We start from the raw sequence: 25,981 nt of genomic DNA on the forward strand, positions 1-25,981 counted from the left end.
GCTGGCTGCCGAAGAGTGGCGCTGTCGCAGGCCACTGGGTAGTTCGCATCACCAGCAGTTCGCAGTAGAGCAGTACCAGCAGTACGCAGTCCCCTGCTTGGTAAGTAGTTGATCACCGAGGGAAGAACGGAGGAGCCAGGCGCCATCAGGATCGCCCGGGCGGAAGTCTTGAGTCCGGGTACCGCAGGACATCGATAGTGAGGTGGTCTCCGGTCAAGCAACCGCGATCCCCGCATTCCCTGCCCTCTCCCGGGTGGGCGTGCGGACACAGAAGGCCGGCGCGGCACTAGGGCCGGCAGATGGTGTAGCAGTTCCTTCGGGGCCTTGGTGCCAGTACGGCACCAAGGCCCCTCCACGCGTTCCACAGAGAGGTGCAATGACAGCAGACGATTCATTCAGCCGTCTCGATGACGACGACTACCCCGCCTACACGATGGGCCGGGCCGCCGAGATGCTCGGCACCACCCAGGGCTTCCTCCGCGCCGTCGGCGAAGCCCGCCTGATCACCCCACTGCGCTCCGAAGGCGGCCACCGCCGCTACTCCCGCTACCAACTGCGCATCGCCGCCCGAGCCCGCGAACTCGTCGACCAGGGCACCCCCATCGAGGCCGCCTGCCGCATCGTCATCCTCGAAGACCAACTCGAGGAAGCCCAGCGCATCAACGCCGAATACCGCCGCACCGCCGAATCGGCGGGACCGCCCGTGGCTTGAGGCAGCGCGCCCGCCGGGTACCGGCGGGTCCTCGCACACACGTGTCAGGGTGTGACGCAGGGTCGTCTCCCATGGTGGCAGGGTGCGGACATGTCCCGTCCGGGCTGGCTGTCATGGTTCGGAAGGTCCCCTTCGCCCACGTCTACGGCGTGGGCGTTCTGCTGTCCGTGCCACAGGAACCAAGGCGATCACCTCCGCCTCCCGCACGGTGCGGGAGGCGTACACCGGCTGGACGGCATGAGACATGGCTACGGGAACCGTGAAGGGGTTCAACGCGGAGAAGAGCTTCAGCTCCATCCCGCAGGACGGCGGAGCAGACGTTCAGACACTCTTCCAGGCTTCGAGGAAGGCTTTGCGTCCAGCGGGGTCGTCCGACCTGCCGTCGGCGTGCAGCACGCGCCAGGCGGTGAGTTCGAGATCTCGGAGCCATAGTTCTCCGATGACCTGTGTCTTGAGGTCGGGAAGGTGGTCGGACTCGGCGAGGGCTTGACCGATCACCTCCCCGGCCGCGACGCGTTGGGGCGGGGTCATCTCATCGACAGCCGAGAGGATCTGTCGGGCCAGGGCGGTTCCTTCGCCTGCCAGGGATTGAAGCACCTCAGCCTTGATGTTGGCGGGTAGCAGGTAGGCGGCACCCGAAGACCTCCACAGGTCCAACCAGAAGCGTTCGCCTGCCTCGGTGGGAGCAGGGAGCGCGGCCAGCAGCCCGAGGAGATGACCGATGGCCGCGTAGCCACCGGAGTGAGCAGCTGCGACGACTGCGATGCCGGCGACGCGCTCCACATCGAGGTGGCTGGCTTCGAGGTCTGGAGCCAGACCCAACTGGAGTTCCAACTGGTCTGTGAGGGGGGCGGATACGTGTGGGCGGACTTCAGGAAGCATCGGCGATCCTTGCGGCTAGGCGAGCAGTGGTGCCCGTTCGGAAGCCCTGATCTTTCCCACGATCGGCCGATCTACTCAGCCTCGGGGGCCCATCGGCGGGACCAAGAAGACCGGAGTACACACGGCGGAGAAACAGCCCAGGCCCGGCGTCTTGGGCCTGGATTTCAGGCCGACCTCTCGAAGGGGCTGTCCTGTGAGGTCTCTTAGCATGAGCGCATGATTGCCAGCGACGCCCAGGAGTCCGGGGGAGGACGGGAAGCCATGTGCCGTGACGCCGCTGAGGTCGAATGTGGCCACGTCGCCTCAGAGTGTGGAGAACACCGCGAAGTCGGACTGGCCCCCGGGCCACAATGTGACGATGCAGGAGAAAAGGGTCACTCGGTTGCCGCTCTGGTGGAGCAGGCGGCCGACCTGGTAGAACCGATCAAGCCGAGGTTGCGTGGCTGGCTCCATGCCGGAATGGTCCCCACCGCGCTGATCGCAGGCATCGTACTCATCTGCCTGGCCGGCACCCCGCAGGCGGCCTGGGCCTGCGCCGTGTACGCGGTCACCGCCTGGCTGCTGTTCGCAACGAGCGCCCTCTACCACCGCGGCACCCGGGGGCCGCTCGGCGAGGCTCTTCTGCGACGTCTGGACCACGCCAACATTTTCCTGATCATCGCCGGCACCTGCACCCCCCTGGCCGTGCTTCTCCTGCCGCCGGACCAGAGGTCCATGCTGCTGTGGATCGTATGGACGGGCGCATTGGCCGGCATCGCGTTCCGGGTCCTGTGGGTCGGAGCTCCGCGCTGGTTGTACACCCCGTGCTACCTGGCCCTGGGGTGGGCACCGGTGCGCTACCTGCCCGACTTCCTGCATACCGGCGGAGCGGCCGTACTCACCCTGATCGTGGCCGGCGGTCTCCTCTACAGCGCGGGCGCAGTCGTCTACGCCCTGAAGCGCCCCGACCCCTCACCCCGCTGGTTCGGCTTTCACGAGGTGTTCCACGCGCTGACCGTGGCAGCCTTCACCGCGCACTACATCGCCATCTTTCTGGCCATCTCCTGACCGCGCCCCCGATCTGTGTCGAGATCGGCTACACGGGCGGACGCCGGGCGAGATGGTGCCACCGGGACAGTTGTGCCCTCCGAGCCGTGAGCAGCGCCCGCCTTTCCTGAAACGCTACGGTCCGGGTGGGGCAATATCTATGACCGCGAGATGAGGGTTTAACCCGCAGTGCGGGGAGTGTTTTTATGGCAGCCAACGGAGTGGAGTTATTTACCGTACATGGGCCGCTACCTCGTGCTACCGTCGACCTCAGTTGCAGTTGTGGTTCCCAAAAACTTGCAAGCTCCTTCGCCGGAATTTCCCGGCCATTGGAAGCTTTTGTATTGCCGGTCTTTTTCCGGACGGGGCATCATCGCGGCGACCCGGCATCCGCGCATCGCGGGTCCCGGCGTACTGCCCCAAAGGAGATATGACGTGGCGTCAGGCACCGTGAAGTGGTTCAACGCGGCCAAGGGTTTCGGCTTCATCGAGCAGGACGGTGGGGGCGCCGACGTGTTCGCCCACTTCTCGAACATCGCCGCCGAGGGCTTCCGTGAGCTGCTCGAAGGCCAGAAGGTCACCTTCGACATCGCGGCGGGCCACAAGGGCCCGACGGCCGAGAACATCGTTCCCGCCTGACGCCGACGCGGACTTCGTAGCTGGGGCCCGCATCCCTCGGGGTGCGGGCCCCAGCTACGGACATTTCCCACAGCGGTGTCACCTGTGGGGCAACACTGCCCGCAGCTCCATCCTCAGGGGTGCGCGCCTTTTCGGAGCTGTACCGGTCGACGTCCGGGATTTCACGTCCACATGACGTCACCTATTTCATAGCTTGCATTCTGCACCGGGTTCACTGCAAGCCACATTCCTTTTCGCATTCCATTCGGTTCGTTCTTGTGATTCCCCGCGCTGCTCTTTCGCTGCGGGAATTCCTTGATACGCGCCGTATCAAGGAAGGTTCTCGATGAACCCCACACGTACGAACGGCCGTTCCTCCCGCCCCCGCCGGACCGAGGGCCCCGCTTTCGGGTCCGGCGCCGGTTCGAGGCGGGGCGCCCGCTTCGGCTCGCCCGCCCCGACCCGTTCCGGCGGTCCGGGCCGCTCGGGTGGCCACGGCCGGCGGCCCGCCGCGGTCCAGGGTGAGTTCGCCCTGCCGAAGACGATCACTCCGGCGCTGCCCGCGGTCGAGGCGTTCGCCGACCTCGACATGCCCAAGCAGCTGCTAGCCACACTGACCGCGCAAGGCGTGAGCGTCCCGTTCCCGATCCAGGGTGCGACCCTGCCCAACACTCTCGCGGGCCGCGACGCCCTGGGACGCGGGCGCACCGGCTCCGGCAAGACCCTCGCCTTCGGCCTGGCCCTGCTGGCCCGCACCGCCGGGCAGCGCGCCGAGCCCCGCCAGCCGCTGGCCCTGGTCCTCGTGCCGACGCGTGAGCTTGCCCAGCAGGTGACCGACGCACTCACCCCCTACGCCCGCTCGGTGAAGCTGCGGCTTGCGACCGTCGTCGGCGGAATGTCGATCGGCAGGCAGGCCAATGTGCTGCGGGGCGGCGCCGAGGTTGTCGTTGCGACGCCGGGCCGGCTCAAGGACCTCATCGACCGCGGTGACTGCCGACTGAACCAGGTAGCGATCACCGTCCTGGACGAGGCCGATCAGATGGCCGACATGGGCTTCATGCCCCAGGTCACCGCGCTCCTGGACCAGGTACGCCCCGAGGGCCAGCGCATGCTGTTCTCCGCCACCCTCGACCGCAACGTCGACCGCCTGGTCCGCCGTTACCTCACCGACCCGGTCGTCCACTCCGTCGACCCGTCCGCAGGTGCGGTCACCACGATGGAGCATCACGTGCTGCACGTCCACGGCGCCGACAAGCACCGGACGACGACCGAGATCGCGGCCCGCGAAGGCAGGGTGATCATGTTCCTGGACACCAAGCACGCCGTCGACCGGCTGACGCAAGACCTGCTGAACAGCGGGGTGCGGGCCGCCGCGCTGCACGGCGGCAAGTCGCAGCCCCAGCGCACCCGGACCCTGACCCAGTTCAAGACCGGACACGTCACCGTGCTCGTGGCCACGAACGTCGCCGCCCGCGGCATCCACGTCGACGACCTCGACCTCGTCGTCAATATCGACCCGCCGACCGACCACAAGGACTACCTGCACCGCGGCGGCCGCACCGCGCGGGCCGGGGAGTCCGGCAGCGTCGTCACCCTGGTCACCCCCAACCAGCGCCGGGACATGACCCGCCTCATGGCCGCGGCCGGCATCGTGCCCCAGACCACGCAGGTCCGCTCCGGCGAAGAGGCACTCGGCCGCATCACCGGCGCCCAAGCCCCCTCCGGCATCCCCGTGACGATCACCGCGCCGGTAGTCGAGCGGCGTAAGCGCAGCGCGGCCTCACGCGGCCGGCGCAGCCCCGCTTCGGCGGCCCGGCGCGTGACAGCGCGGCAGACCTCCTTCGACGCGGCGGCCTAGAAACTTCGTGATCAGGAAACTGGCCCACCACTGCAGGAGGCACCTTTTGACGCTGGTTCAGATGCAGCCCCGCTCGATGAGTGCCACCCCCGTGCACAGGACGGTGGCCGACGCCATGAACACCGCCGGACCGCAGGTCTGTGACGACATGACCGTCGAGGTGGCCCTGTGCGTCATGGCAAGCGCCCGCACCGGGCATCTGCTTGTCTGCGACGACAGCGGCCTGTGTATCGGACTGGTCACCCAGGCTCAGCTCACCGCAGCCCGTGACGGCTCCACGTACACGGACCGGATCCAGCTGCGGGACATCCTCGGCGACCGAGGACCGTTCACCTCGCCCGTGACCACCATGGCCGAAGCCGAGCACGCGATGCGCTACAGCCACGTCGATGCCCTGCCAGTGGTCGACGAACACGGCAGCGCCTTGGGCGTCCTCGCCCTTGCCCGCTGAACCGCCTCAACCGCGGCAGAACCACTCCCTCTTCGTTCCTCTCCCTGTGAGGCATCATGCGCTGTGTCATCGCCCGCTTCCCGTTCGACCTCACCAAGAGCGGCGTCCTGGAATCCATGAAGGGCATCAAGCCCGAGCAGGCTTCCGGCGAGTCCGTGATCATCGGCCGCCGCACCTACCCCGTCAAACAGGTCGGCCAAGTCATCACACGCCAGGACCGCCGCGACTTCAGCGCCGGCGAAGTCCTCCGAGCCATGACCCAGCTCGGCTTCACCTGCCGCGAACTTCCCCAGGCCCCCGCACCCACCCGCGTTCTCGACCCGCTCCAACAGGCTTCCGCGATGCTCGGCGCCCCTGTGGCCGCTTGACCGACGGGCGGGCGCGAGCCGGCGTCAAAGCAGCGGTGAGGGTCCGACCGGGGTGCGCCGGTCGGACCCTCACCGCGTACCGAGGTTTCTCGGTGCGGCAATGGGTCAGTGGTCGGAGTAGCTGAAGTCGCCCATCGTCCAGGCACTGACGTCCTTGATCGCCACGCGATACATCCCGCCCGTCTCCGGGATCCCCACCGAACCCTGCAAAATCCGCGCCACATGGAAATGCAGATGCCTGGGCGGCCCCTCCCCGTGCGTCGCAGCGGTGAACACGGCGGAGAAATCGCTCAGGCGGGCCGAGTCCGCCAAAACCTCCGACACCCGCTGCCTCCAGACGACTTCGGGAGCCAGTCGACCCGTGATGACAGCACCACCGGCGACCACTGTCAGAGACATCTGATTGCTGTGCCCAGACTCCACCAGGGCGGCGACGTCAACAAGCAGTTCGTCAGGCTTCGACATGAGAGACGATTTTAATCACCGGCCGTCCGGTCAGCTTCAGCAGTGGTACTCCACGAAAAATCAGGCGAGGTGCGATGCCGACCGGCGGACGCCGAGGTGCCAGGTCCGGACGCTCCTTCAACAGGTCGTCGGTCGTATTGATCGACCGAGGATGCGCCGCGGGGTGACCGATGAGTTACCGCACGTCACGAAGTCTGAAAGGGCGGGGACGGATGCCTCCCTGCCCGAGAGAGAAGTGGTGCGCAATGAGGTTGGTGCTGCAGGAGTTCCTGTCGCTGGACGGCGTCTCCCAGGGGCCCGGCTCCCCGGACGAGGACACCAGCGACGGGTTCGCCCAGGGCGGCTGGTTCGTGCCGCACCCGGACGAGGCATTCGACCGCGTGGCCGCCACCTCGCTCGGCAAGGCGGACGCGTTCCTGTTCGGCCGCCGTACGTACGAGAACTTCGCTCGGGACTGGCCGGAGATGACCGACCACCCGAACGCCCGCATTCTGAACGGCTCGCCGAAATACGTCGCCTCCCAGACCCTGACCAAGGTTGGGTGGGAGCCGACCACGATCCTTTCCGGCGGCATCCCCGCCCAGGTCGCCGAACTGAAGCGCCAGCCCGGCCGCGAGCTCCAGATCCACGGCAGCGCCCGGCTCGGCCAGTCCCTGCCGGCAGCCGGCCTGATCGACGAGCTGCGGCTCGCGATCGCCCCGGTGGTCGTGGGCAGCGGACGACACCTGTTCCCGGACGGCGGCACCCCGGCCGGCCTGCGCCTGCTGCACAACGAGACGACGCCGAGCGGAATTGCGGTGCGCGTCTACGAGTCGACGGGCCTTCCGAAGTACGGGACCTACGGGACCGACGCGTAGGCGCCGGACCGGACTGATCGAAACGGGTCGCCGGACGCAGGATCTCCCCGGGCATCCACTGACCCCTGGGAATCGATCCCGCCCCAGCCCCACGAGCGGACATCGACCTCACTCGTGACTGCGAAGAGTGCCGCGGATGGGGCACCGTGGTCACCACGGAAGGCCGCCACGAACTGTGCCCGGCGTGCCAGCACCCTAGTGAGTCTCACCGCCTGCCCGCGCCCTCGCGGGCAGCCGCCCCTTCCGAGGCGCATTGACGTCGCCGCTCCGAACGTGGCTCCTGTGGCACCCGCCACAACGCTCGTATGCGCACGCTAAGCTACCGGTGCGCGGCTGACCTGCGAAAACGGTCACTGGCTCGACCTCGGGCGCAGGGGAAGCGAGCCCGCGTTCATCTCGATGCCGGTGCGAAGCTCCCCAGTTCGGCCCCCTCTCCGACCAGCAACGCTGCAGCTCAGCACGTTCCTGGGGCCAGCGCACGGAACGGATGGGAACCTGGTGGGAACGGAAGGATCGGGAACGATGCGGCAAGGCCGAGCGAGGGGGCCACCCGCACCCACCCTGACCTGCAACGTTCCCGAGAATCAGGTCATGTTGATCAAGAGCGGGACGATCACGTGCTGACTCGTAATGCGTAGGTCTCGGGTTCGAATCCCGAAGGCGGCTCTGTAGAAGCCTCAGGACTCACTCACCGTGACCTGGGGCTTTGTTTTTCTCGCCCCCCTTCGTCGGCCGACGAAGTTCCCCGGCTCGTGCCACCGAATCCAAGGGGTGCGCGAGGGGAGCGCATGAGCGCAGAGCTTGTGCAAAGTGGTGCTCCAGCGAAGTCGCCGAAGCGCCGTCGAACGGTCCCGCGAGGCTTCTTGGCGAGCAGACCGGTTTTGTGGAAACACGCCAACGCTCGCTTCTAGGCTGGGGGTCGTGGCAGATCTGATGGACGTCCTCCCGTTCAAGACCCTCGTGACGCAGACGAGCGCCGTGCTCCTGACCCACGGAGTCGTGGTGGGGTCGACATCGGTGCAGGGTGTCGAGGCTCACCTCGTCGAGACCATGGCCCAGCAGGTGGGCATGGACCACGAGCAAGCCGCCCAGCTGGTGACCCCGGAGGCCGTCGCCGAGATCATCATGAAGGCGATGGCCGAGGAGTATCAGGGAGCCGCCGCACCGCATGCGGTTCGCCCGGTGCGGATCGACAACCGCGCCGTCCAGGCCCCTGTCGAGTCCCTGGGGAACCTGATCATGGCGGCCAGCCAGGCTGGAAAGTACACCGGCCTCAATGACGACGGTGTGGCAGCGGCCCATCTCTTGACCTCGTCACCGAGATCGGGGCGCCCTCGTGAAGCGTCATGCCGACGGGGCAGCGGAAATCCCGATCGGGGTGCTCGACGAGCCGGCCAAGTTCGTGGACACGGTGGCTGCCCCCCGTACCTCGAGCCGTCAGATGGCCGTGGGCATCGGGAAGTCTGCCGCTAGGGTCGTGCCATGAGCCCTTGCGACGTGGAGTGCTCCTGGCTGCCGGACCGCCAGCTTCACGTGGTCGCGACGCTGGGCCATGTGGATCATACGATCGACCGGCTGCTACGGCTGACTCATGATTACACCGAGCAAGGACCGACCACGTTCGCCGAGGTGATCAGGGGCGACCGGGTGGAGTTGTGGTCAAGGCGGTTGCCCCGCTCCCGCAGGCGGTACCCGGCTCGTGGCTGACGCCCTCACCCAGTTGCGGGCTGCGTTGGAGCACACCCACACCCAGTACGCGGAAATCGAGGCCAATCTCGGGCGACCCTTGACGGAAGAGGAGGCACGGGGTGTCGAGATGCCCGCCACCACGGACGCCGGGGCGCTAGAAGGTGATCTTTCCGATCAGATGGACGGCGTTCTGAACGCCGGTCCTGATTCCGGGTGCGGTACCACTGCTGGCAAGGAAGAAACCGAGCAGCCCGCAGACGACGGCATGGGCGACATGGAGGTCGCTCTTCCTGACGAGGATGAAGACGAGCAGGCCCAGCAGCACGACGGCGAAGATGCTAACGGCCACGATGGACACCTCGTCGTGGGACGACAGGAGCGCAGGAGACTCCTCGAGGGCTCAGCGGCATCAGGATGAGACCTGCCCGAGTGGCCCGACACCTTCCCGGCGTGCCTGGCTGAGTCAACAGGCGCGGGCTGCGGGGAAAGACATGCCAGTGCAGTCCAGGAGGTGTGCAACTCTCGGCCGCTGGTACAACCTTGCGCTGGACGTCCTCCACCGCTCGAGTCTCGATCTCCCGGAGCACAGCACCCAGGATGTCCTCCAGCACCCAGCGCTTTCAATCAGCCCAGCGGCGCTGCCTGCCGGACCGGCCGTAGCCGAGTTCGATCACGAGTTTCTCGGAGCTCCGGATCAGTGAGCTTCTTCAGCGTTGCAGCTCCAGTGTGAGGATGGCCTTGGCGATTGACGTCATGCGGTTGGGGCTGCAGCGGGATCTGCGGAAGATCCGCCAGGACTTCAGGCGGGCGACGCCGCGTTCGACGGGTGCTCGTGCTGCGGCCAGGGCACGGTTGAGGGTCTTTTCGGTGGGGGTGAGTTCCTTCAGGGGCCTGCGCTTGATGCCGGTGGTCAGCCACGGGCCTGCGCCCTGGTAGGCGAGATCGGCCACGATGGGAACGCCCTGGCGCTCGCAGATCCGGATGATCCGGTGGGTACGGGCGGCGGTCAGGTCGTGGGTGCGGCCCGGCAGGGCGGGCGAGAGCCACAGCAGCCGGCCGCCGGGGTCGGTGACGACCTGTTCACGCCGTGGCGCCGGTGTTTGTGGGAGTAGTCGGCTCGGCCGTCGCCGACCCGGTCACACTCGGCGAGGGTCCCGTCGAGAAGGACGAAGTCGGGTTCGTGCTCGCGCAGTGTCTTCAGCAGACCCGGCGCACGCGCGGCGAGCAGGTCGATGACCGCGCTGGTGTAGGCGTGGGCGGTGGACTCGCTCATTCCGAACCCGGTGGCGATCTTCGCGAGAGTGGTGTGTTCGCGCAGGTACACCAGTGCCACCATCGCGCGCTGGGACGGGCGGAGCTTGCAGCGCCGGTCGCCCTCACGAGTGATGATCAGCATGGTGACCCACTCCACGAGCGCATGCGGCAGGTCGAGTGCGGCAGGATGGATGACCAACGAGACCCCCGAGCAACGTGATTGAGACGTCAGACATCTCGATCAACAGCCCGGGGGCCTCGCTCGTTGCGCTTCACGGCCATCACCCGATCGGTGGCCAACTCGAAGAAGCTCAGTGGCTTGCGGGAACTCCTGCCGGATCGTAACGGTGTAGGCGAAGCCGCCAATGAGCACGGCCAGTTCGCCTTCGCGCCGCAGTAGTGCGCAGTGAAATGCTGTCAGTGCAGGCGTATGGACGGTTGCGGTGGCAGTCGCCTACTGGGCGATCCTTGACCTTGCGGCCTGGCCGTGCGGCTTCGGCGGCCGACCCTGAAACGGCAAGAGTGCCCGCCGACGGAGTCTGGAGGACAGAAAGTAGTATGTGGTCCGTCGCGCCGCCGAGCGAGGCGAACTGGGCAAGTCATCCACGCGAGACGCACACCCCGCGGACGACACCACTCCAGGACCAGGAGGTAGAGATGACTTACCAAGTCTCCCCAAGAAAGGTTCTCGTCACGGGCGGGGCGGGTTACATCGGCTCGGTGACTACGGCACATCTCCTGCAGGCCGGTTACCGGGTCGCCGTGCTGGACGACCTCTCCAACGGGTTCCGTGACGCAGTGCCTGACGGCGCGCTATTCGTCGAGGGGACGATCCATCGGGCCGAGGAGGTACTCGACCCCTCGTTCGACGCCGTACTGCATTTCGCCGCTTTCGCCGAGGTCGCGGAGTCTGTACGAACCCCGGAGAAATACTGGTACAACAACACGGAAGGATCGCGCGCCCTGCTGGAGGCCGCCCGAAAGCCCGGATCGGAACTTTCATCTTCTCATCCACGTGCGCGGTCTACGGCGAGCCCGACGTGATTCCCATCTGCGAGGATGCACCCACCCGGCCGATCAATGCATACGGCGCCTCCAAACTTGCAGTGGATCACATGCTCTCGAGTCAATCTCGCGCTCATGGCCTGGCAGCCGTTTCTCTTCGCTATTTCAATGTGGCCGGCGCCTACGGACGATACGGGGGAACGACACAATCCCGAGTCGCATTTGATTCCGATCGTCCTGCAAGTGGCACAAAATCGCCGGAGCCACGTCACCATTTACGGCGACGACTATCCGACCGCGGACGGAACTTGTGTGCGCGACTACATTCACGTGGCAGATCTCGCAGAGGCACACGTACTCGCGCTCCGGGCCGCCCGCCCCGGCCGCCATGACATATGCAACCTCGGGCACGGACGGGGTTTCTCGGTTCATGAGGTCGTCGAGACCGCCCGTAAGGTCACCGGGCATCCGATACCCCAGGAGATCACCGCGCGCCGCCCAGGCGACCCCGCGCGACTGGTCGCCTCACCGGAGCGCGCTCATCGACTCCTGGACTGGCGTCCCGCCCGGACCGATATGGTTGAGATGATCGAAGACGCCTGGAACTTCACGCGGCATGGTCGAACCACCAGTTGAAGTGGACGCATCGCACATCCCTCGATTTGTTGACAAAGCCGCACACGGCGCCGCCCACGCAACGGTAGGCTGGGCCCTCGTCGCCCCGCTAATCCCTGGAGCCCGGTGCACCGCACTGCCTACGATGAGTGGACGACAACGTACCATTGAGTCTGTATGGCGCAACGCTGCGCTGTTCGTAACTCAGACGAGCGACCATCTGGAAGGCGCCTCATGAAGTCGGCAGAAATCAGCAGCCGAGCATTTCGGTTTTTCGAGGAGCGGGGGCACCTGGCTGTACCGTCGGCGTCCCTGCTCGCGGATGACCCGACCCTGCTGCTGATCAACGCAGGCATGGCACCGTTCAAGCCGTATTTCCTGGGCGAGGCCCCCCCTCCCGCCCCGCGGGTGGCGAGTGTCCAGAAGTGCGTACGCACCGTGGACATCGAGGAGGTCGGAAAGACCACGCGGCACGGCTCTTTCTTCCAGATGTTCGGAAATTTCTCCTTCGGCGATTATTTCAAGGAGCAGGCAATTCCATTTGCCTGGGAATTCTTGACGAGCTCGGTAGCAGACGGTGGACTCGGGCTCCCCGAGGACAAGCTATGGGTTACTGTGTACACTGACGACGATGAGGCCGAGCAAATCTGGCGTCGGGACGTGGGAGTGTCCGCCGACCGAATTCAGCGACTCGGGATGTCGGAGAATTACTGGTCCATGGGCGTGCCCGGGCCGTGTGGGCCGAGCTCGGAAATCTGCTTCGACCGCGGCCCGGATTTCGGCCGCGACGGTGGCCCCATGGCCAATGACGAGCGGTACCTGGAAATCTGGAACCTCGTGTTCATGCAGAACATCCGAGGTGAGGGCCCTGCCAAGGAGGGCTACCCGATTCTTGGTGAGCTGCCAGCGAAGAACATCGATACGGGACTCGGTCTGGCGCGCGTGGCCGCGCTGCTCCAGGATGTCCGGACGATCTTCGAAATCGACACCACTGGCCGGATCCTGGACCTGGCCGCCGAACTCAGCGGCACCTCCTACGGCAAGAACCCCAAGGACGACGTGTCGCTTCGTGTCGTCGCCGATCACATCCTCGCAAGCGTGATGCTGATCGGTGACGGCGTCACGCCCTCCAACGAGGGCCGTGGATACATCCTGCGCCGACTGCTGCGGCGGGCCGTGCGCATGGTCCGGCTCCTGGGATCGCAGGACGCGGTCGTACATGAACTGACGCGACGCACCGTCGATGTGATGAGCTCCAACTACCCGGAGCTGGCAAGTGACTTCGACCGGATCGACCGCATCGCCGTCGCCGAGGAGTCCACGTTCCTCCAGACCCTCAAGGCCGGCACGGCCATCTTTGACCTGGCCGCCAGGGAGACGCAGGAGCAGAAGAGCACCCGCATCCCCGGCAGCAAGGCCTTTCAGCTCCACGACACCTACGGCTTCCCCATCGACCTCACTCTGGAGATGGCCGAGGAGCGCGGGCTGTCCGTGGACGAAGACGGTTTCCGCAAGCTGATGGCCGAGCAGCGTGCCCGCGCCAAGGCCGACAGCGCCCTGCGCAAGGCCGGCGGGCACACCGACAGCAGCGCCTACCGAGACCTGCTGGCCTCCGGCCCCACCGAGTTCACCGGCTACGACGAGCTGGAGAGCGAGGCCGTGGTCCGCGGTCTCCTCCGTGACGGCAGCCGGGTCCAGGCGGCCGTAGAGGGTGACATCGTCGAGGTGGTCCTCGACCGCACACCCCTCTACGCGGAATCCGGCGGTCAGGACAGCGACGCCGGCGTGATCATCGCCGACGGCCTCGAGCTCGAGGTGGTGGATGTCCAGAAGGTGAACCGCAAGCTGTGGGTGCACCGGGTACGCGTCCGCCAGGGCGAGCTGACCGAGGGCCGCAAGGTGCTCGCCAAGGTCGACCCCGAGTGGCGTCTGGGCGCCCGCCAGGCCCACTCCGGTACGCACGTGGTCCACGCCGCCCTGCGGGAGGTACTCGGCCCCAACGCCCTTCAGTCCGGTTCCTACAACAAGCCGGGATACCTGCGCCTCGACTTCTCCTGGACCGGGGGCCTGTCAGCGGAGACCCGCAGCGAGATCGAGGAGGTCTCGAACCTCGCCGTGCGCAGGGACCTGCCCGTGCAGGCCCTGTACGCCTCGCTGTCCGAGGCCCGTCAGATGGGCGCCATCGCCCTCTTCGGCGAGACCTACGACGAAGTCGTGCGGGTCGTCGAGATCGGCGGTGAGTGGTCTCGCGAGCTCTGCGGTGGAACGCATGTGTCGCACTCGTCCCAGATCGGCCCGCTGACGGTCGTCGGCGAGTCCTCCGTGGGCTCGGGCCTGCGTCGGATCGAGGCCTTCGTGGGTATGGACGCCTTCCGCTTCCTTGCCAAGGAGCGGGCAATGGCCCAGTCCGTGTCGGAGATGCTTCAGGTGTCGGTCGAGGAGATGGGGGACCGGGTCTCCACGCTCATCAAGCAACTCCGTGACGCCGAGAAGCAGCTGAGCGCACTGCGGGCTGCCCAGCTGCGAGGCCAGGCTGATCGTCTGGTGCAGGAGTCGGTCGTGGTGAGCGGAGTGCACGTGGTCACGCACCACGTGACGGACGACGTCAGCGCGGACGAGCTGCGGACCTTCGCACTCGATCTGCGCAACCGGTTCAGCGGGCCCGCCGTCGTCGCGGTCGCCGCACTCGCCAACGACAAGCCCCTCGTCATCGCCGCGCTCAACGAACCCGCCAAGCAGCGCGGTGTGAAGGCCGGTGACCTCGTCCGTGACGCCGCCAAGGTCCTCAAGGGCGGCGGCGGCGGCAAGTGGGACATCGCCCAGGGCGGTGGCACCGACCCGCAGGGCATCCCAGATGCTCTGGAGCACATCGTCCGTGCTGTGCAGGCGGCCGTCGGCTCCTGACCGGAAGCAAGGGACCGGCCTCGGCCGTTCCGGTGCGGCAGCGCACCAGGAACGCCGAGGCCGGTCCGGTTCCGTCACACGACGGCCAGGCTGACTTCTTGGAAGCCGGCGTCCCGAGCCAGCAGCAGCGACCGAAGTTCGATGTGCTCGGCAGCCAAGCGGGCCCTGCCCTCCAGGCCGCGGTCGAGCACGCACACCGTTCCGCCGACCGTCGCCCCCAGTCGGCGCAGTACCGCGGCCGCCTCCAGCGCCTGACCGCCCGAACGCACCACGTCGTCCACGACCACGACGTTCCGGCCAGCAACGGCCTGGCCCTCGACCTGCTTGAACGTGCCGTACGCCTTCGGGCGGCGGCGCAGAAAGGCCGCAGGGATCCCCGAAGCGGCCGACAGGGCGACCGTCAGCGGGACTCCGCCCAGCTCCAGCCCAATCAGCACCTCGGTGCCCGGCGGTATCGCGGGAGCCAGGGCCCGGGCCACGTCACCGAGCAGGGCGGGGTCGGCGGCCAGGAGGAACTCGTCGAAGTACTCATGTACAACCTGTCCCGAAGGGAGGTGGAACTCCCCTTGCCGGAACGCGGTCTCGCGTATGCGGGCCAGCAGACCTGCCGAAGTCATGTCGTCCTCCACCCTTTCTGCGGCCTCGGCAGCGAACTGTCGCCGCGGGAAACAAAGGTGTCGGACAGCGCCGACTCGAAGGAGCCCAGGTCCTGGAACTCCTTCAGGAAGCCCAAGGGGCGCGTGGGCCGTTCGAAGACCCAGCGGTCCTCTTTCAAGAACGCCAGGAGACGCAGGGCCGTGTCGCCCGCAAGCCACACCGGTACCGGCCGGATGTTGCCGGCGTACCAGATCGCGGCGGTGAGCTCGTGCAGGGTGCCGACTCCGCCCCCCATCGCCACGACGAGGTCCACGCCGTCAAGGAACTGGTGGAGCCGCTCGCCCATCGTGGGAAAACGGAGCGCCTCGGTGACATGGGGGTTGAAAGCCCCCCATTCGACGTCGGTCAACGTCACGGCGACTGCCGTGCCCCCGGCCTCCGCTGCTCCGCACGCCGCCTGCTCCATCAGCCCGTTGTAACCGCCGTGCTGAACGACGAAGCCGGCCTTGCCGAGGGCTCTCCCGATGCCGTGGGCGAGCAGTTCTTCCTCCTTGGAGGCCGGCACGACGCCGCCGAAGAACGTGGCCCGGAACTGCCCGCGCTGCATCTCTTCGACGGTCATGACAGCTCCAGGTGGTATCGGTAGGCCTGAATCGCCGGTCGCAGCGAGTCGAGCGCTTCCGGGGCCGCCCGCTCGGCGATGGCATCGACCCGGTTCAGCCCGTCGGTCAGCGAGGCGAGCGTAGGGACCGGGGACGCGGCGACCATCGCGCTGAGATCCTGCAGGCACTGGCGGCCGATCGGCGTCGCGCCGACCTCCTCGCGCAGTTGATACCAGCCGTAGAAGCGGGAGGTGGGAGCGAGCGCGGCCTTGATGAGGTTCTTCGTCGCCTCGTTGAAACGGTAGCTCTCGGAGTAGGCGATGAAGTCCTGTCCACGGGCGATGCGCTTGCGGATCAGATAGCCGAGGACGAGCACCTCGATCAGCAGGTCGGTACAGGACCGCGGCGCGGCGAGGCTCTCGGCCACGAACTCTGGCACCGTCGCGCTCGGCTCGTACTCGGCGTCCGGGTCGCGAACGAATATCGTTCGCGCGACAGTGTGCCGGTGCACGTCCTCCACCCGGCTCGAGGGGATGACGTACAGGTCGATCTGCTGGAGGTGGCCCGCCCACGGAACGAGGAAGACGAAGCCGAGCCCGCCCATGTTGCCCACGATGGTGTCCCGCCAGCCGGGCAGGATGCCGCCGAGGTCGACCTGTACGAGCGCATCGAGCGAGGCGATGAAGTCGATGAACGACTCGTCCCGTACGGCAACGACGAAGTCCACGTCCGACAGTCTGTCGGCCGTTCCGGAGGCCAGCGAGCCGCGCACCAACAGGTGGGTGACCGCCTCACTCGTTGTGAAGAGCCCCATGGCTCTTTCCAGCAGCCCGAACTGGTTGGGCCGATTGGCCTGCGCCAGCGAATCCAGTACAGCGTTGTTCACGATCGAACTCCTTCGACGACCGGGCGCCCTCAGGCCCGGCCGAGCAGCACGGACTTGTTGGCGAGCCAGGTGGCGGCGTGTTCCACCCGGCCGAACGGCTCGTGGAGCGACGCGATCAGGTCGTAGATCTCTCCCTCGGGCAGCGCGTGCTGGTAGAAGAGTCGCAGGAGGTAGCTCTCGGCCTGCTGGTCGTACCCGAGCTTCATGAGGGTCCGGGCGACGTCGACGTACTGATCGAGCTGCTCCCGTGTGACCGGGTGAAGACAGGTGACGTCGTCGTCGGTGAGCGCCTCGCCGGACCTCATGTCAGCGAGCACGTCATCGGCGTAGCAGTCGATGACGAGATGGATGCGGTCCGGGCCGAGCATGTTACAGGCACCGTGCACATGAGTGGGGTTGAGCCGCCAGAGGTGCCCCTCCCGCATGTGGACACGCGCGCCACCTGTGACGAGAGCGCTGGAGCTGTTGGTCACCAGCGGGACGTGCAGTCGCTGGTGCTCCGACTCGTCGAGTTCGGTGTAGTCCCGGTGCTCCCACAGGAATGAGTTCGGCTCCAGGCGCGCCAGCCGTACCCACATGTAGCGAAGTCCCAGCTCTGAGAGGAACTTACGCATTGCAGGCATGCGCTGGAGCAGTGAGGTCTCGACGGGGTCGCAGTCCTTGATCTCCACGTCGGTCGGCACACCGCTGTCGTTGAGCAGGGACACGGTCCACCAGCCGCCGGACTGAAACTGGCCGTACTCGGCGACCCACTCGTCGGGAACCGTCAGCGCCTCGTGACGGAGCCGATCCAGCACGAGGCTGTCCACCGGTCTGACGCGGGCTACCTGGTTCTGCAGCACGGAATTCATGGCGTCAGTGGCAAGCACGTGACAACTCCTTCGGGAACGGGGTCGAAGCTGGGCGTCGTACGACTGGTGACCTGATGTGGATCGGTGGCCCGTACAGTGACACCGCAAGATCCGCAGTACGGAACCACAGGGCAGCGAAGGAGGCGACGTGCCAGTCGTCGTGACGGGAGCGGCCGGATTCATCGGCTCACATCTGACGGAGTTCCTGCTCGGTGCGGGCTACCGGGTCACCGGCATCGACAGGCGTCCGATCGCTGCACGCGAAGGTCTCACCGGGATCACCGCGGACCTGCTGGACAACGACTCGGGCTTGATACGGGCGTTGCGTCACGCCGACGCGGTGTTCCATCTCGCGGGTCGCCCCGGAGTACGAGATCGATCACCCGAGGCCGAGAAGTGGCGCAGGCAGGACAATGTCCTGGCAACGGCTGCTGTTCTGGAGCGAGTTCCCCTTTCTGTCCCCCTAGTGGTGACATCGTCCTCGTCGGTGTACGGCGGCACCCGGGACGGTGGTGCGAGCCATGAAGACGATCCACTGCGTCCTCGGGGCGGTTACGCCGCTTCCAAGGCGGAGGTGGAGCAGCTCTGTACCAGACGTCTGTGTGCCGGGGGACGCGTAGCCGTGTGCCGACCCTTCACCGTCGCCGGCGAGAACCAGCGGGCCGACATGGCCCTCGCGCAGTGGATCTCCGCCGTGGCCGAGGACCGGCCCGTGCGAATCCTCGGATCCGCGGGCCGCACCCGGGACGTCTCGGATGTCCGTGACGTGGCCCGCGCGATGACGGTACTCGCCGAGCGAGGCTTTTGCGGAACCGTCAACATCGGAACCGGAACCGGGCACACACTCGCCTCTCTCGTCGCCGCCGTGGGCCGGGCGCTGTCGCGCGAACCGCGAGTGCAGTCGGCACCGGCTCCGCACGATGATCCGCCACACACACGCGCCGACACCTCACGCCTTGCCGCGATTACGGGATGGGTACCGAAGACCGACCTGGAAGCTCTGGTGGAACGCCAAGTGGCTTCGTGCAAGCGCGCATTCAAGGGCTACAGTCAAGCATCTGCCTTTCCCCCGTGAGAAAGTCCGTCGAGCCTGTTGGCGACCGTCAACTCGGGCCAGTTTAAGCACAGTAGGGACATGACCCTCAAGCCATCCTACGGAGGGTGATCACGGAATCACTTTGCGTGCCGTATCGGTGAACTTGACCTGTGACGTTGCCGACTTTTAACCGGGTTTCAGCCGCCCGGACGAGGGGCATCCTTCCGCCTGCCACGCTCAAGATGAGGTACAGCAGCAGAAGTTGACTGGCCGCCAGTGAAAGCGTGTTGCCGGGGCTGATGCCGATGCGGGGGTGTGAACACCCGGCGCACTGCACCCGTCGGACTCGGGGCGAGGGCAGCAATTCCCGCTGATGTCATCCCAGTTGCGGCGCAGTGCCACTGCGGTATGCTGCCGACTTCCGAACTCATGGGCCGCATACGGGGGATACGTATTGCCCAGGAAAGCTACTCCCTTTCGCTCGCAAGAGGGCGTCACATTGCGGGCTCGCAGTAGCGCCCGTCACGCCTCTTACTTCCACAGCATTGCCACAACGAACGGAGCCCGCGGAGATGAGTCGTCGCGTAGTCGTCACCGGAGGAGCCGGACTCGTCGGTTCGCATCTCTGTGAGCGTCTTCTACAAAACGGTGACGAGGTCATCTGCGTGGACAACTTCTCCACCGGCGACCGACGGAACGTCGAGCCACTGGCATCCCTGGATGCATTCACCCTTCTCACCCACGACATCGCGCAGCCCCTGCACCTGGAGGGTCCGCTCGACCTCGTCCTCCACTTCGCGAGTCCCGCCTCTCCCGTCGACTACCTCAGGCTGCCCCTGGAAACCCTGCGCGCTGGTTCGACGGGCACCGAGACCGCCCTGGAACTGGCCCGCCACAAGCGGGCACGTTTCCTCCTGGCCTCCACCTCGGAGGTGTACGGCGACCCGGAAATACACCCTCAGCACGAGGAGTACTGGGGCAACGTCAACCCCATCGGGCCACGCAGCGTCTACGACGAGGCAAAGCGCTACGGGGAGGCCCTCACCATGGCCTACCGCCGAGTCCACGGGGTCGACACAGGAATCATCCGCATCTTCAACACCTACGGTCCGCGCATGCGGGCGGAGGACGGGCGCGCCATCCCGACGTTCATCTGGCAGGCGCTGAACGAGCTGCCCCTGACGGTGGCCGGCGATGGTTCCCAGACCCGCTCCACCTGCTACGTGGACGATCTGGTGGAGGCCGTCCTGCTCATGGCGGCCTCTGATCTGCCGGGCCCGGTCAACCTGGGTAACCCGGAAGAGATATCGATGATCGACCTCGCCCACCGCATCCGGGACGCCGTGGGATCCCCGTCGCCCATCGTCTTCACCCCGCGCCCCGTGGACGACCCCAATGTGCGGCGCCCTGACATCACCAAGGCCAAAGAGCTGCTCGGCTGGACTCCTTCGTTCGATCTGGGCTACGGGCTGAAGAGCACCATCGAGTGGTTCCGTCAGCAGGCGGAAGGGGCAAACAGGCCAGCCGGTCTGTAAAAGGTGGACGCATGAACGGAAACAAATTCAAACCCGTGTCGCGCGCCGACATACCCGTGATCATCATCTGTCACAATCTCCTGTCGGATCTTCGCAGGCTCGTCACGTGGCTGGAGAAATCGGGTCACGAGGAGATTCACCTCCTGGACAACGCCTCCACCTACCCTCCGCTGCTCGAATACCTCGGATCAACTCCGCACAACGTCATCACGCTCCCCGAGAATCTGGGCCATGAGGCGCCCTGGCTCAGCGGACTGGCGCAAAGACTGGGCCACGAGCAGCCCTTCGTCGTGACGGACCCGGACGTCCTTCCCGACACATCGTGCCCGGATGACGCCGTGGAATACTTCCAGGAGCTTCTGCTGCGCCACCCCGACTTCGACAAGACGGGGTTCGGTCTCCATATCGACGACATCCCCGACCGGTACCCGCACAAAGAGGCCGTGATTACCTGGGAGAGGCCGTTCTGGGAGAAGGAGGTCGAAAAGGGAGTCTTCGCTGCGCACGTCGACACCACCTTCTCCGTCCATCGGCCCGGTACGCCGTACAAGGTCACCGAGGCGCTGCGGACCGACGCACCCTACTTGGCTCGCCATATGCCCTGGTACCGCGATCCCCACGAGCCGGACCAGGAGACCGAGTATTTCTTCGCACAGCGCCGTGGCGATATCGGTTTCTGGAACCGCAGCACACTTCCGCTTGCGGCAGCGGCCAAACTGGCGGCGGAGGGCGGGAATGACTGAGCCGCTGATCTCCGTATTCATCCGAAACCGCAACGAGGCACGCGTACTTGGTCAGGCAATCGACGGACTGCGACGCCAACGCGTCTCCCTGCCCATGGAGATCGTCGTCCTCGACAACGAGTCGACGGACGAGAGTGCCGACACAGCCGAGGAACGCGGAGCGCGGGTTTTCACCCTCCCCCGGGCGCTCTTCGGCTACGGACGTGCCATCAACCTCGGAGTCGAACTGTGCCGGGGAAGGTATGTGGTGCTGCTCTCGTCGCACTCGATCCCCCAGGACGAGGACTGGCTGGCGAAGCTCATCGCGCCTATGCAGGCCGACCCGACCACAGCCGCCGTCTTCTGCAACCAGATTCCCCCGGCCCCGAGGTCCCGCCTGGAGATGAGACGCTTCAGCGTCTTTCCCGCCGGCGATCGCGTCCTGGACCAGAAGAGGTTCGTCGACCTGTGCGCACGGGGCACCGATCCCTACGAGGCCGCGCTCTTCTCGAACTCAGCCTGTGCCTTCCGCCGGGAGGCCGCGCTCGCCCATCCCTTCCGTGACCTGATGTACGCCGAGGACCGCGCCTTCGTCGTGGACCTCGTCATGGACGGCCACTCAGTCGCCTTCGTACACGACGCCGTGATCAGTTACGAGCGCGGCATGACATGGCGCAGCGGGTACACGGTCGGCTACCGGGCCCAGGTGTCGAAACGGCTGATCCGCGAACTTGCTGCCACGTACACGGGAGTACGGCACCGCTCGACGGCGGATACGCTGTCCCGGCTCGCCCGTGCCGCGTTCGTCGGCCCCGGGCTCCTTGTGCGCCTCGCACTCTCCGTGGCCGAACGTCCGGGGCTGCGGCGGGCATCGGCCCGCTACTCGCTGCGTGCCACAGGAGCAACCCTCGGAATGGCCAAGGGCGTTCTCCGTTGGCGCCGGCACACCGAGACGGTGTCGCGGGACGACGTTCTGCAGCAGAGGGCCCGCGAGGCCTGCACCCCATGGACGTCGTCGGCGGCCACCGGGGACACGGTGGTGTCTGGAGGGACAGGCGGATGAGCGAGGTACGCGACGGCTCCCCGGCGATCGAGATGACCGGGACAATAGTCGAGGTCACGGCCGACCTGCCGCACATCGTGCTCACCTATGATGATGGTCCCGAACCCGGCGGCACGGACCGTGTCATGGACGCGCTGGCCGACCGCGGCGCGACGGCGACCTTCTTCGTCCTGCTGTCCCGTGTCCGCAGACACCCCTCACTGTTCCAGCGGCTCGCCGACTCACCGCACGACATAGGTCTGCACGGTCCCGACCACCAGCGGCTGTCACGCTTCGGCGCGGAGGAGGTGGAGGCGCGGATCCGGGACGCGAAGTCCGAGCTCGAGGACGTCCTGGGACGGGAAGTCGTCTGGTTCCGCCCTCCGTACGGTGCTCAGACACCGGAGACTCGAAGCGCGATCGCCCGATGCGGTCTGACGTCCGTCGGCTGGGGCCCAGCACTGCAGGACTGGCACGCTCTGGACGCGGATGACCACGTGGAAAACGGGCTCGACGGAGCCCACCCAGGGGCCGTGCTCCTCGCGCACGACGGTTTCGCAGCCATCGAGGACGGGGTCGAAGACGGCCCTGCACCGGTGTTCGACCGCGGTGCGTTGACCCGGCGCGTTCTGGATGCATACGCCCAACGCGGTTGGCAGGGATGTTCGCTGACAAATGCTCTTATCCACGGGAGCCCGGTCTACCGAGAGTGGTTCAAACGTTGACGCCTATCGAAAGAGAGCTGATGAAAGGCGCCTCCGAACACTTCCGGTTCCGGTTCGTCGTGCGTGGGGAGAAGGCCACCAGGCTCTCCGTCCTCGCCGTGAGGTCCCTCAAGCTGTGTCACCCCGCCGTCGAGGTGGTCGTGGTGGATGCCAACGACACCCCCGCACTACGACAGGAGGAATTCGGGAACATTCCGGGTGTCACCGTGCTGCACGTGGTCCCCTCGAACGACGAGGTCGCACAGGCCGTGGGCCGGGGCGCCCGGCACCACCTCTTCTACTGGCGGCACTCGCCCCAGTTGCTGGACGCCCTCCCGCCGACCGACCGCTACGACGTCCACTGCGACGCTGACATCCTGTTTCTGCGGCCGATGGACCTGGGAGCACTCCTGGGGCCCCTGTCCCGAGGGCGCATCGCCGCCGCAGTCGACGAGTCCAGCATCGAGTACTACGGCAGGCTGGCGTCGACCGCGGCAGCCCCCGGCACGGGCCTGCTGCCGGCGGCCGGGAGCGGCGGGCCGCTGCTCCAAGCCGGCATGATCTACAGCAATCCCCGGGACGACGGCCACTTCTACGGGCACTTCTGGCGGCTCGCCATCCAGGCAGCCAAGTCGGACATGCTCACCGAACTGCCCTGGGACGACATGTGCGTGGTGTCGGCCCTCCTCGGCGAGGGCGGGCCCTGCTGGGAGCGGCTGCTACCGCTCGGGCACGAATGGAACTACATCACGGACGCCGTCAAGGACCCCGGCGTCTTCGGCTGCGCAGCCCACTACGGCGGGCACCGTGCGAAGGCGATGGTGCTGGACGACAGCGTGCGTCTGCTGCCTCCGGGGGTCTCACAAGAACACCTGTATCCATGGGGGTCGACCAGCGACACCGCGGACGGCGCCCGCTCCCTGCTGCGTGGAACTGCAGCGCTGTCCAAGTCCTCCCCCGCGGCACCTGCCGCTTCGTACGGGACTCTGGCTCTCCCTCTGTGTCTGACCTGGCTCGTCCCGGCCGAGTCCCACGGATCGCAGTTCATCCTGGAACCGGTGGCGGCCCGGGAGAACGGGGCGGGGGTGGCCGCCAGCGGCGAAGCGGCGGTCCATTTCTATGTGGACGGTCACCTGAGCGACCGGGTGAGCGTGGGTGACGCAGCCGTGAACGTGACGCTCCCTCACGCCGGAGCCGAGACCGTCAGCGTTATCGGCCTGCCGGCAGCGGGCCTCGGTGCCCTGCTCGTACAGCATTCCTTCCTCCCTCAGGCAGCCGCTGGCACGGTCGCCGCTTACACCCTTGAGATCGGAGAGTCCTCGTGTCATTGATGCCCCTGCGCAAGGAACCGCTGTCCCGTCAGGAGCTCTATCTGTTCGACACGACAGGCTTCCTGCGCGTCCCTGGGTTCGTCTCCCGTGACACTGCGATGGCCTACCGCGAGGAGCTGCTCTCCTTCCCCTCGCGCTTCATGGAAGGCCGGGGTGACAAAGAGCGCTTCGACGACCTCGCGGTGCGCAGCTCCTTGGTCAAGGACTTCGCCGAGAGCGATGCCGTGCGCAATCTGGTTGAGCCCGTGGTCAATCAGCCTTACCGGCTCATCGAGAGCTACGCACTGCGCCGGGAAAGCCAGAGCGTCTTCTACCTGCACAACGGCAACAGCGAGGTGTTGGAGTACGGGGACGGCCGCTCGGTTCAGCGGAACATGAGCTTCAGCCATGATTTCCAGGACGGCAGAATCCTCTGCATGTTCGTGAAGGTCCTCGTGTACCTGAGCGATGTGGAGCACGCGGAGGACGGGCCGTTCTGCTACCTGCAGGGGTCCCACAAGGCGAACTACCCCTGGTTCCCGGATTCCGCCGCATCCGGCCGCCAACCCGAGTTGACCAAGGAGAACTTCCCGTCCCTCGACCACGTCCCGGTACGTGCCGGAGACGCCATTCTCCTCAACGAGGCACTGCTGCACGGCACCCTGCCGAAGAGCAGCGACGGCGAGCGTCTGCTCATGGCGTTCAGCTACGCCCCCGCATTCGTCGCCAACTGGGCCGAGATCGATATCAGGTCGGACTCAATCGACAAGCTCGGGCACTACTGATCAGCGTTCCGCACAACCTTCATGACCATCACGCCCTCACTCCAGCGCCGTCGCAGGATCCTCATCTTCTCAGGTGAACCCCTCACCAGCGGCTACGGATCCGCGACGGCCCTGAGGACGTTCACCGACGCCGTGCTGCGCCACACCGACTGGGAGCTCGTCCTGGTCGTTCCCCGGGAGAAGTGTGCCGGGCAGTGGCGCCCGGACACCCGTCTGCGTCAGATCGCGATCCACCCGTCGCCGACCGCGAGCCGTCGGCTCCGGCTGGTCGCTTACGCGGCCGGAGCCGCAGTCGGCGCCTTGGCCGGCGTTCTCCCCCGCCCGGACGTGGTGATCAGCTGGCAGCCTCTGCCGGCGGCCCTCCCGGGCAGCCTCCTCGCCCGTGCCCACCGAGTCCCGCACGTGGTGCGCACCTGCGGGCCCGAACTGTCGTCGTCCTGGAGCCGCTATCCTCGGACCACCTCCCTCCTCAGGCCCTGTACTCACCTTCTGCTCGCCCGAGCCGATGCCGTGGTGGTCAAGTCGGAGCTGGAGCGGTCCCTGCTTGCGGCCCAGGTGCCCCGCGATCGGATCCACCTGGTGCCGAACGCCGTGAACGAGCGGTACTTCGACGCCGCCATACCCACACATGACCGGCCGCCCCGGTTTCTGTCCGTATGCCAGCTCGAACGGCACAAGAATCCCGAGGTGTTGGTGGAGGCCTTCGGCGGGATGGCCCGCACCGGCGTGTGCTGCGGAGGGCTGACCGTGGTCGGGGCCGGGGCGCTGCGGGACACGCTGCTCACGCGGGTGACCCGGTCGGGTGCCGACGTGGAACTCCCCGGACGTGTCGCGGGCGCGAACATGCCCGAGGTCTACGCCCGCCACGACGTCTTCGTGCTTGCGTCGCACATGGAGGGCTGTTCCAACGCGGCGCTGGAAGCCATGGCGAGCGGACTGCCGGTCATCGGGACGCGCACCGCGGTGAGCGACCTCGTCGAGGACGGGAGCAACGGCCTCCTCCTCGACACACCCGATCCCGCCGCCCTGGGCGGTGCCCTGGTACGTTTCCTCGCGCTGCCCCGGCAGCAGCGGATCCGGATGAGCCGTGCGGCACGAGCCAGGGCACGGCATCACGCACCCCGCAGACTGGTCCGTCACTACGCGGAACTCCTGGACTCACTGTGGTGAGGAGCGGCACGATCCGGGGCCCGAGGCCAGCGGTGGC

24 protein-coding genes and 2 pseudogenes are annotated in these 25,981 nt (G+C 66.7%); 18 read left to right on the forward strand and 8 right to left on the reverse strand.

Annotated elements, in window-relative coordinates; translation table 11 throughout:
• Positions 1-376 precede the first annotated feature (376 nt).
• Entirely contained in the window at positions 377-712 is a 336-nt protein-coding gene (locus ACIQ7Q_RS07950; protein ID WP_403857712.1) for a MerR family transcriptional regulator, read from the forward strand.
• Positions 713-1,033: 321 nt separating this feature from the next.
• Here ACIQ7Q_RS07950 and ACIQ7Q_RS07955 read toward each other — a convergent pair whose 3' ends face one another.
• Positions 1,034-1,594, reverse strand: coding sequence for a hypothetical protein (locus tag ACIQ7Q_RS07955; RefSeq protein ID WP_403857715.1), 561 nt, complete (start codon positions 1,592-1,594; stop codon positions 1,034-1,036).
• Positions 1,595-1,855: 261 nt separating this feature from the next.
• Here ACIQ7Q_RS07955 and ACIQ7Q_RS07960 point away from each other — a divergent pair, with 261 nt between their 5' ends.
• The 5 genes from ACIQ7Q_RS07960 to ACIQ7Q_RS07980 all read left to right on the forward strand — a co-directional run bounded on the left by ACIQ7Q_RS07960 (position 1,856) and on the right by ACIQ7Q_RS07980 (position 5,915).
• A complete protein-coding gene (locus ACIQ7Q_RS07960; protein WP_403858011.1) occupies positions 1,856-2,641 on the forward strand; it encodes a hemolysin III family protein in 786 nt (261 codons plus the stop codon).
• A gap of 414 nt (positions 2,642-3,055) precedes the next feature.
• Positions 3,056-3,259 carry a cold-shock protein gene (locus ACIQ7Q_RS07965; protein WP_403857718.1) on the forward strand — a complete coding sequence of 68 codons (204 nt, stop codon included), beginning with the start codon at positions 3,056-3,058 and terminating at the stop codon, positions 3,257-3,259.
• Between the two features lie 325 nt (positions 3,260-3,584).
• Positions 3,585-5,096: a DEAD/DEAH box helicase gene (locus ACIQ7Q_RS07970; RefSeq protein WP_403857721.1), complete on the forward strand. Its 1,512-nt coding sequence runs from the start codon at positions 3,585-3,587 to the stop codon at positions 5,094-5,096.
• Between the two features lie 46 nt (positions 5,097-5,142).
• Positions 5,143-5,547: a CBS domain-containing protein gene (locus ACIQ7Q_RS07975; protein ID WP_403857724.1), complete on the forward strand. Its 405-nt coding sequence runs from the start codon at positions 5,143-5,145 to the stop codon at positions 5,545-5,547.
• A 56-nt stretch (positions 5,548-5,603) separates the two neighbouring features.
• A complete protein-coding gene (locus ACIQ7Q_RS07980) occupies positions 5,604-5,915 on the forward strand; it encodes an SCO5918 family protein (protein WP_403857727.1) in 312 nt (103 codons plus the stop codon).
• Between the two features lie 105 nt (positions 5,916-6,020).
• On the opposite strand, the gene ACIQ7Q_RS07985 is transcribed toward ACIQ7Q_RS07980, so the two are convergent.
• Positions 6,021-6,380 (reverse strand): hypothetical protein, encoded by a 360-nt coding sequence (locus ACIQ7Q_RS07985; protein WP_403857730.1) that lies wholly within the window; start codon positions 6,378-6,380, stop codon positions 6,021-6,023.
• Between the two features lie 245 nt (positions 6,381-6,625).
• Between ACIQ7Q_RS07985 and ACIQ7Q_RS07990 the strand changes: the two genes are divergently transcribed.
• Positions 6,626-7,237: a dihydrofolate reductase family protein gene (locus ACIQ7Q_RS07990; protein WP_403857733.1), complete on the forward strand. Its 612-nt coding sequence runs from the start codon at positions 6,626-6,628 to the stop codon at positions 7,235-7,237.
• 921 nt (positions 7,238-8,158) lie between these two features.
• Complete coding sequence (locus ACIQ7Q_RS07995; protein ID WP_403857736.1) at positions 8,159-8,710, forward strand: hypothetical protein; 552 nt, start codon at positions 8,159-8,161, stop codon at positions 8,708-8,710.
• A 370-nt stretch (positions 8,711-9,080) separates the two neighbouring features.
• Here ACIQ7Q_RS07995 and ACIQ7Q_RS08000 read toward each other — a convergent pair whose 3' ends face one another.
• Together ACIQ7Q_RS08000 and ACIQ7Q_RS08005 are read right to left on the reverse strand one after the other, a co-directional pair.
• On the reverse strand, positions 9,081-9,275 hold the full coding sequence (locus ACIQ7Q_RS08000) for a hypothetical protein (RefSeq protein WP_403857739.1): 195 nt from the start codon (positions 9,273-9,275) through the stop codon (positions 9,081-9,083).
• Positions 9,276-9,633: 358 nt separating this feature from the next.
• Positions 9,634-10,379 (reverse strand): annotated as a pseudogene (locus tag ACIQ7Q_RS08005) (transposase family protein).
• A 458-nt stretch (positions 10,380-10,837) separates the two neighbouring features.
• On the opposite strand from ACIQ7Q_RS08005, the pseudogene galE reads away from it, so the two are divergent.
• Positions 10,838-11,821 (forward strand): annotated as a pseudogene (gene galE, locus ACIQ7Q_RS08010) (UDP-glucose 4-epimerase GalE).
• Positions 11,822-12,034: 213 nt separating this feature from the next.
• Positions 12,035-14,704 (forward strand): alanine--tRNA ligase, encoded by a 2,670-nt coding sequence (gene alaS / locus ACIQ7Q_RS08015; protein ID WP_403857741.1) that lies wholly within the window; start codon positions 12,035-12,037, stop codon positions 14,702-14,704.
• Between the two features lie 74 nt (positions 14,705-14,778).
• Here alaS and ACIQ7Q_RS08020 read toward each other — a convergent pair whose 3' ends face one another.
• Genes ACIQ7Q_RS08020 through ACIQ7Q_RS08035 form a run of 4 tightly spaced genes read right to left on the reverse strand, consistent with a single transcriptional unit; the run spans position 14,779 to position 17,658 of the window.
• Positions 14,779-15,321, reverse strand: a complete 543-nt coding sequence (locus ACIQ7Q_RS08020; RefSeq protein ID WP_403857743.1) for an orotate phosphoribosyltransferase — start codon at positions 15,319-15,321, stop codon at positions 14,779-14,781.
• Positions 15,318-15,923: an LOG family protein gene (locus ACIQ7Q_RS08025; RefSeq protein WP_403857745.1), complete on the reverse strand. Its 606-nt coding sequence runs from the start codon at positions 15,921-15,923 to the stop codon at positions 15,318-15,320. The genes ACIQ7Q_RS08020 and ACIQ7Q_RS08025 overlap by 4 nt, the downstream gene beginning before the upstream one ends.
• Positions 15,920-16,789: a hypothetical protein gene (locus ACIQ7Q_RS08030; RefSeq protein ID WP_403857747.1), complete on the reverse strand. Its 870-nt coding sequence runs from the start codon at positions 16,787-16,789 to the stop codon at positions 15,920-15,922. Before ACIQ7Q_RS08030 ends, ACIQ7Q_RS08025 begins: the two co-directional genes overlap by 4 nt.
• A gap of 29 nt (positions 16,790-16,818) precedes the next feature.
• Positions 16,819-17,658: an aspartyl/asparaginyl beta-hydroxylase domain-containing protein gene (locus ACIQ7Q_RS08035; protein WP_403857749.1), complete on the reverse strand. Its 840-nt coding sequence runs from the start codon at positions 17,656-17,658 to the stop codon at positions 16,819-16,821.
• Positions 17,659-17,788: 130 nt separating this feature from the next.
• Here ACIQ7Q_RS08035 and ACIQ7Q_RS08040 point away from each other — a divergent pair, with 130 nt between their 5' ends.
• The 8 genes from ACIQ7Q_RS08040 (at position 17,789) to ACIQ7Q_RS08075 (ending at position 25,944) form a co-directional block, all read left to right on the forward strand.
• The gene (locus ACIQ7Q_RS08040; protein WP_403857751.1) at positions 17,789-18,715 is read left to right on the forward strand and encodes an NAD-dependent epimerase/dehydratase family protein; all 927 of its coding nucleotides are present in this window, start codon (positions 17,789-17,791) and stop codon (positions 18,713-18,715) included.
• A gap of 533 nt (positions 18,716-19,248) precedes the next feature.
• On the forward strand, positions 19,249-20,211 hold the full coding sequence (locus tag ACIQ7Q_RS08045; protein ID WP_403857753.1) for a UDP-glucuronic acid decarboxylase family protein: 963 nt from the start codon (positions 19,249-19,251) through the stop codon (positions 20,209-20,211).
• A gap of 11 nt (positions 20,212-20,222) precedes the next feature.
• Positions 20,223-20,954: a hypothetical protein gene (locus ACIQ7Q_RS08050; RefSeq protein WP_403857755.1), complete on the forward strand. Its 732-nt coding sequence runs from the start codon at positions 20,223-20,225 to the stop codon at positions 20,952-20,954.
• Positions 20,947-21,996, forward strand: coding sequence for a glycosyltransferase family 2 protein (locus ACIQ7Q_RS08055; protein ID WP_403857757.1), 1,050 nt, complete (start codon positions 20,947-20,949; stop codon positions 21,994-21,996). The genes ACIQ7Q_RS08050 and ACIQ7Q_RS08055 overlap by 8 nt, the downstream gene beginning before the upstream one ends.
• Positions 21,993-22,700, forward strand: a complete 708-nt coding sequence (locus ACIQ7Q_RS08060; RefSeq protein WP_403857759.1) for a polysaccharide deacetylase family protein — start codon at positions 21,993-21,995, stop codon at positions 22,698-22,700. Before ACIQ7Q_RS08055 ends, ACIQ7Q_RS08060 begins: the two co-directional genes overlap by 4 nt.
• 20 nt (positions 22,701-22,720) lie before the next feature.
• Positions 22,721-24,010: a hypothetical protein gene (locus tag ACIQ7Q_RS08065; protein ID WP_403857761.1), complete on the forward strand. Its 1,290-nt coding sequence runs from the start codon at positions 22,721-22,723 to the stop codon at positions 24,008-24,010.
• Entirely contained in the window at positions 24,010-24,774 is a 765-nt protein-coding gene (locus ACIQ7Q_RS08070; protein WP_403858013.1) for a phytanoyl-CoA dioxygenase family protein, read from the forward strand. Before ACIQ7Q_RS08065 ends, ACIQ7Q_RS08070 begins: the two co-directional genes overlap by 1 nt.
• 21 nt (positions 24,775-24,795) lie before the next feature.
• A complete protein-coding gene (locus ACIQ7Q_RS08075; protein ID WP_403857763.1) occupies positions 24,796-25,944 on the forward strand; it encodes a glycosyltransferase family 4 protein in 1,149 nt (382 codons plus the stop codon).
• Positions 25,945-25,981: the final 37 nt, after the last annotated feature.

This window comes from Streptomyces sp. NPDC096176 (assembly GCF_044763255.1).
GTDB lineage: Bacteria > Actinomycetota > Actinomycetes > Streptomycetales > Streptomycetaceae > Streptomyces.

Bases quoted from the DNA above. Each gene is read 5' to 3' on its own strand.
- ACIQ7Q_RS07950 (WP_403857712.1), top strand. From the start codon at position 377: ATGACAGCAGACGATTCATTCAGCCGTCTCGATGACGACGACTACCCC.
- ACIQ7Q_RS07955 (WP_403857715.1), bottom strand. From the start codon at position 1,594: ATGCTTCCTGAAGTCCGCCCACACGTATCCGCCCCCCTCACAGACCAG.
- ACIQ7Q_RS07960 (WP_403858011.1), top strand. From the start codon at position 1,856: ATGTGCCGTGACGCCGCTGAGGTCGAATGTGGCCACGTCGCCTCAGAG.
- ACIQ7Q_RS07970 (WP_403857721.1), top strand. From the start codon at position 3,585: ATGAACCCCACACGTACGAACGGCCGTTCCTCCCGCCCCCGCCGGACC.
- ACIQ7Q_RS07980 (WP_403857727.1), top strand. From the start codon at position 5,604: ATGCGCTGTGTCATCGCCCGCTTCCCGTTCGACCTCACCAAGAGCGGC.
- ACIQ7Q_RS07985 (WP_403857730.1), bottom strand. From the start codon at position 6,380: ATGTCGAAGCCTGACGAACTGCTTGTTGACGTCGCCGCCCTGGTGGAG.
- ACIQ7Q_RS07990 (WP_403857733.1), top strand. From the start codon at position 6,626: ATGAGGTTGGTGCTGCAGGAGTTCCTGTCGCTGGACGGCGTCTCCCAG.
- alaS (WP_403857741.1), top strand. From the start codon at position 12,035: ATGAAGTCGGCAGAAATCAGCAGCCGAGCATTTCGGTTTTTCGAGGAG.
- ACIQ7Q_RS08020 (WP_403857743.1), bottom strand. From the start codon at position 15,321: ATGACTTCGGCAGGTCTGCTGGCCCGCATACGCGAGACCGCGTTCCGG.
- ACIQ7Q_RS08025 (WP_403857745.1), bottom strand. From the start codon at position 15,923: ATGACCGTCGAAGAGATGCAGCGCGGGCAGTTCCGGGCCACGTTCTTC.
- ACIQ7Q_RS08045 (WP_403857753.1), top strand. From the start codon at position 19,249: ATGAGTCGTCGCGTAGTCGTCACCGGAGGAGCCGGACTCGTCGGTTCG.
- ACIQ7Q_RS08050 (WP_403857755.1), top strand. From the start codon at position 20,223: ATGAACGGAAACAAATTCAAACCCGTGTCGCGCGCCGACATACCCGTG.
- ACIQ7Q_RS08055 (WP_403857757.1), top strand. From the start codon at position 20,947: ATGACTGAGCCGCTGATCTCCGTATTCATCCGAAACCGCAACGAGGCA.
- ACIQ7Q_RS08060 (WP_403857759.1), top strand. From the start codon at position 21,993: ATGAGCGAGGTACGCGACGGCTCCCCGGCGATCGAGATGACCGGGACA.
- ACIQ7Q_RS08065 (WP_403857761.1), top strand. From the start codon at position 22,721: ATGAAAGGCGCCTCCGAACACTTCCGGTTCCGGTTCGTCGTGCGTGGG.
- ACIQ7Q_RS08070 (WP_403858013.1), top strand. From the start codon at position 24,010: ATGCCCCTGCGCAAGGAACCGCTGTCCCGTCAGGAGCTCTATCTGTTC.
- ACIQ7Q_RS08075 (WP_403857763.1), top strand. From the start codon at position 24,796: ATGACCATCACGCCCTCACTCCAGCGCCGTCGCAGGATCCTCATCTTC.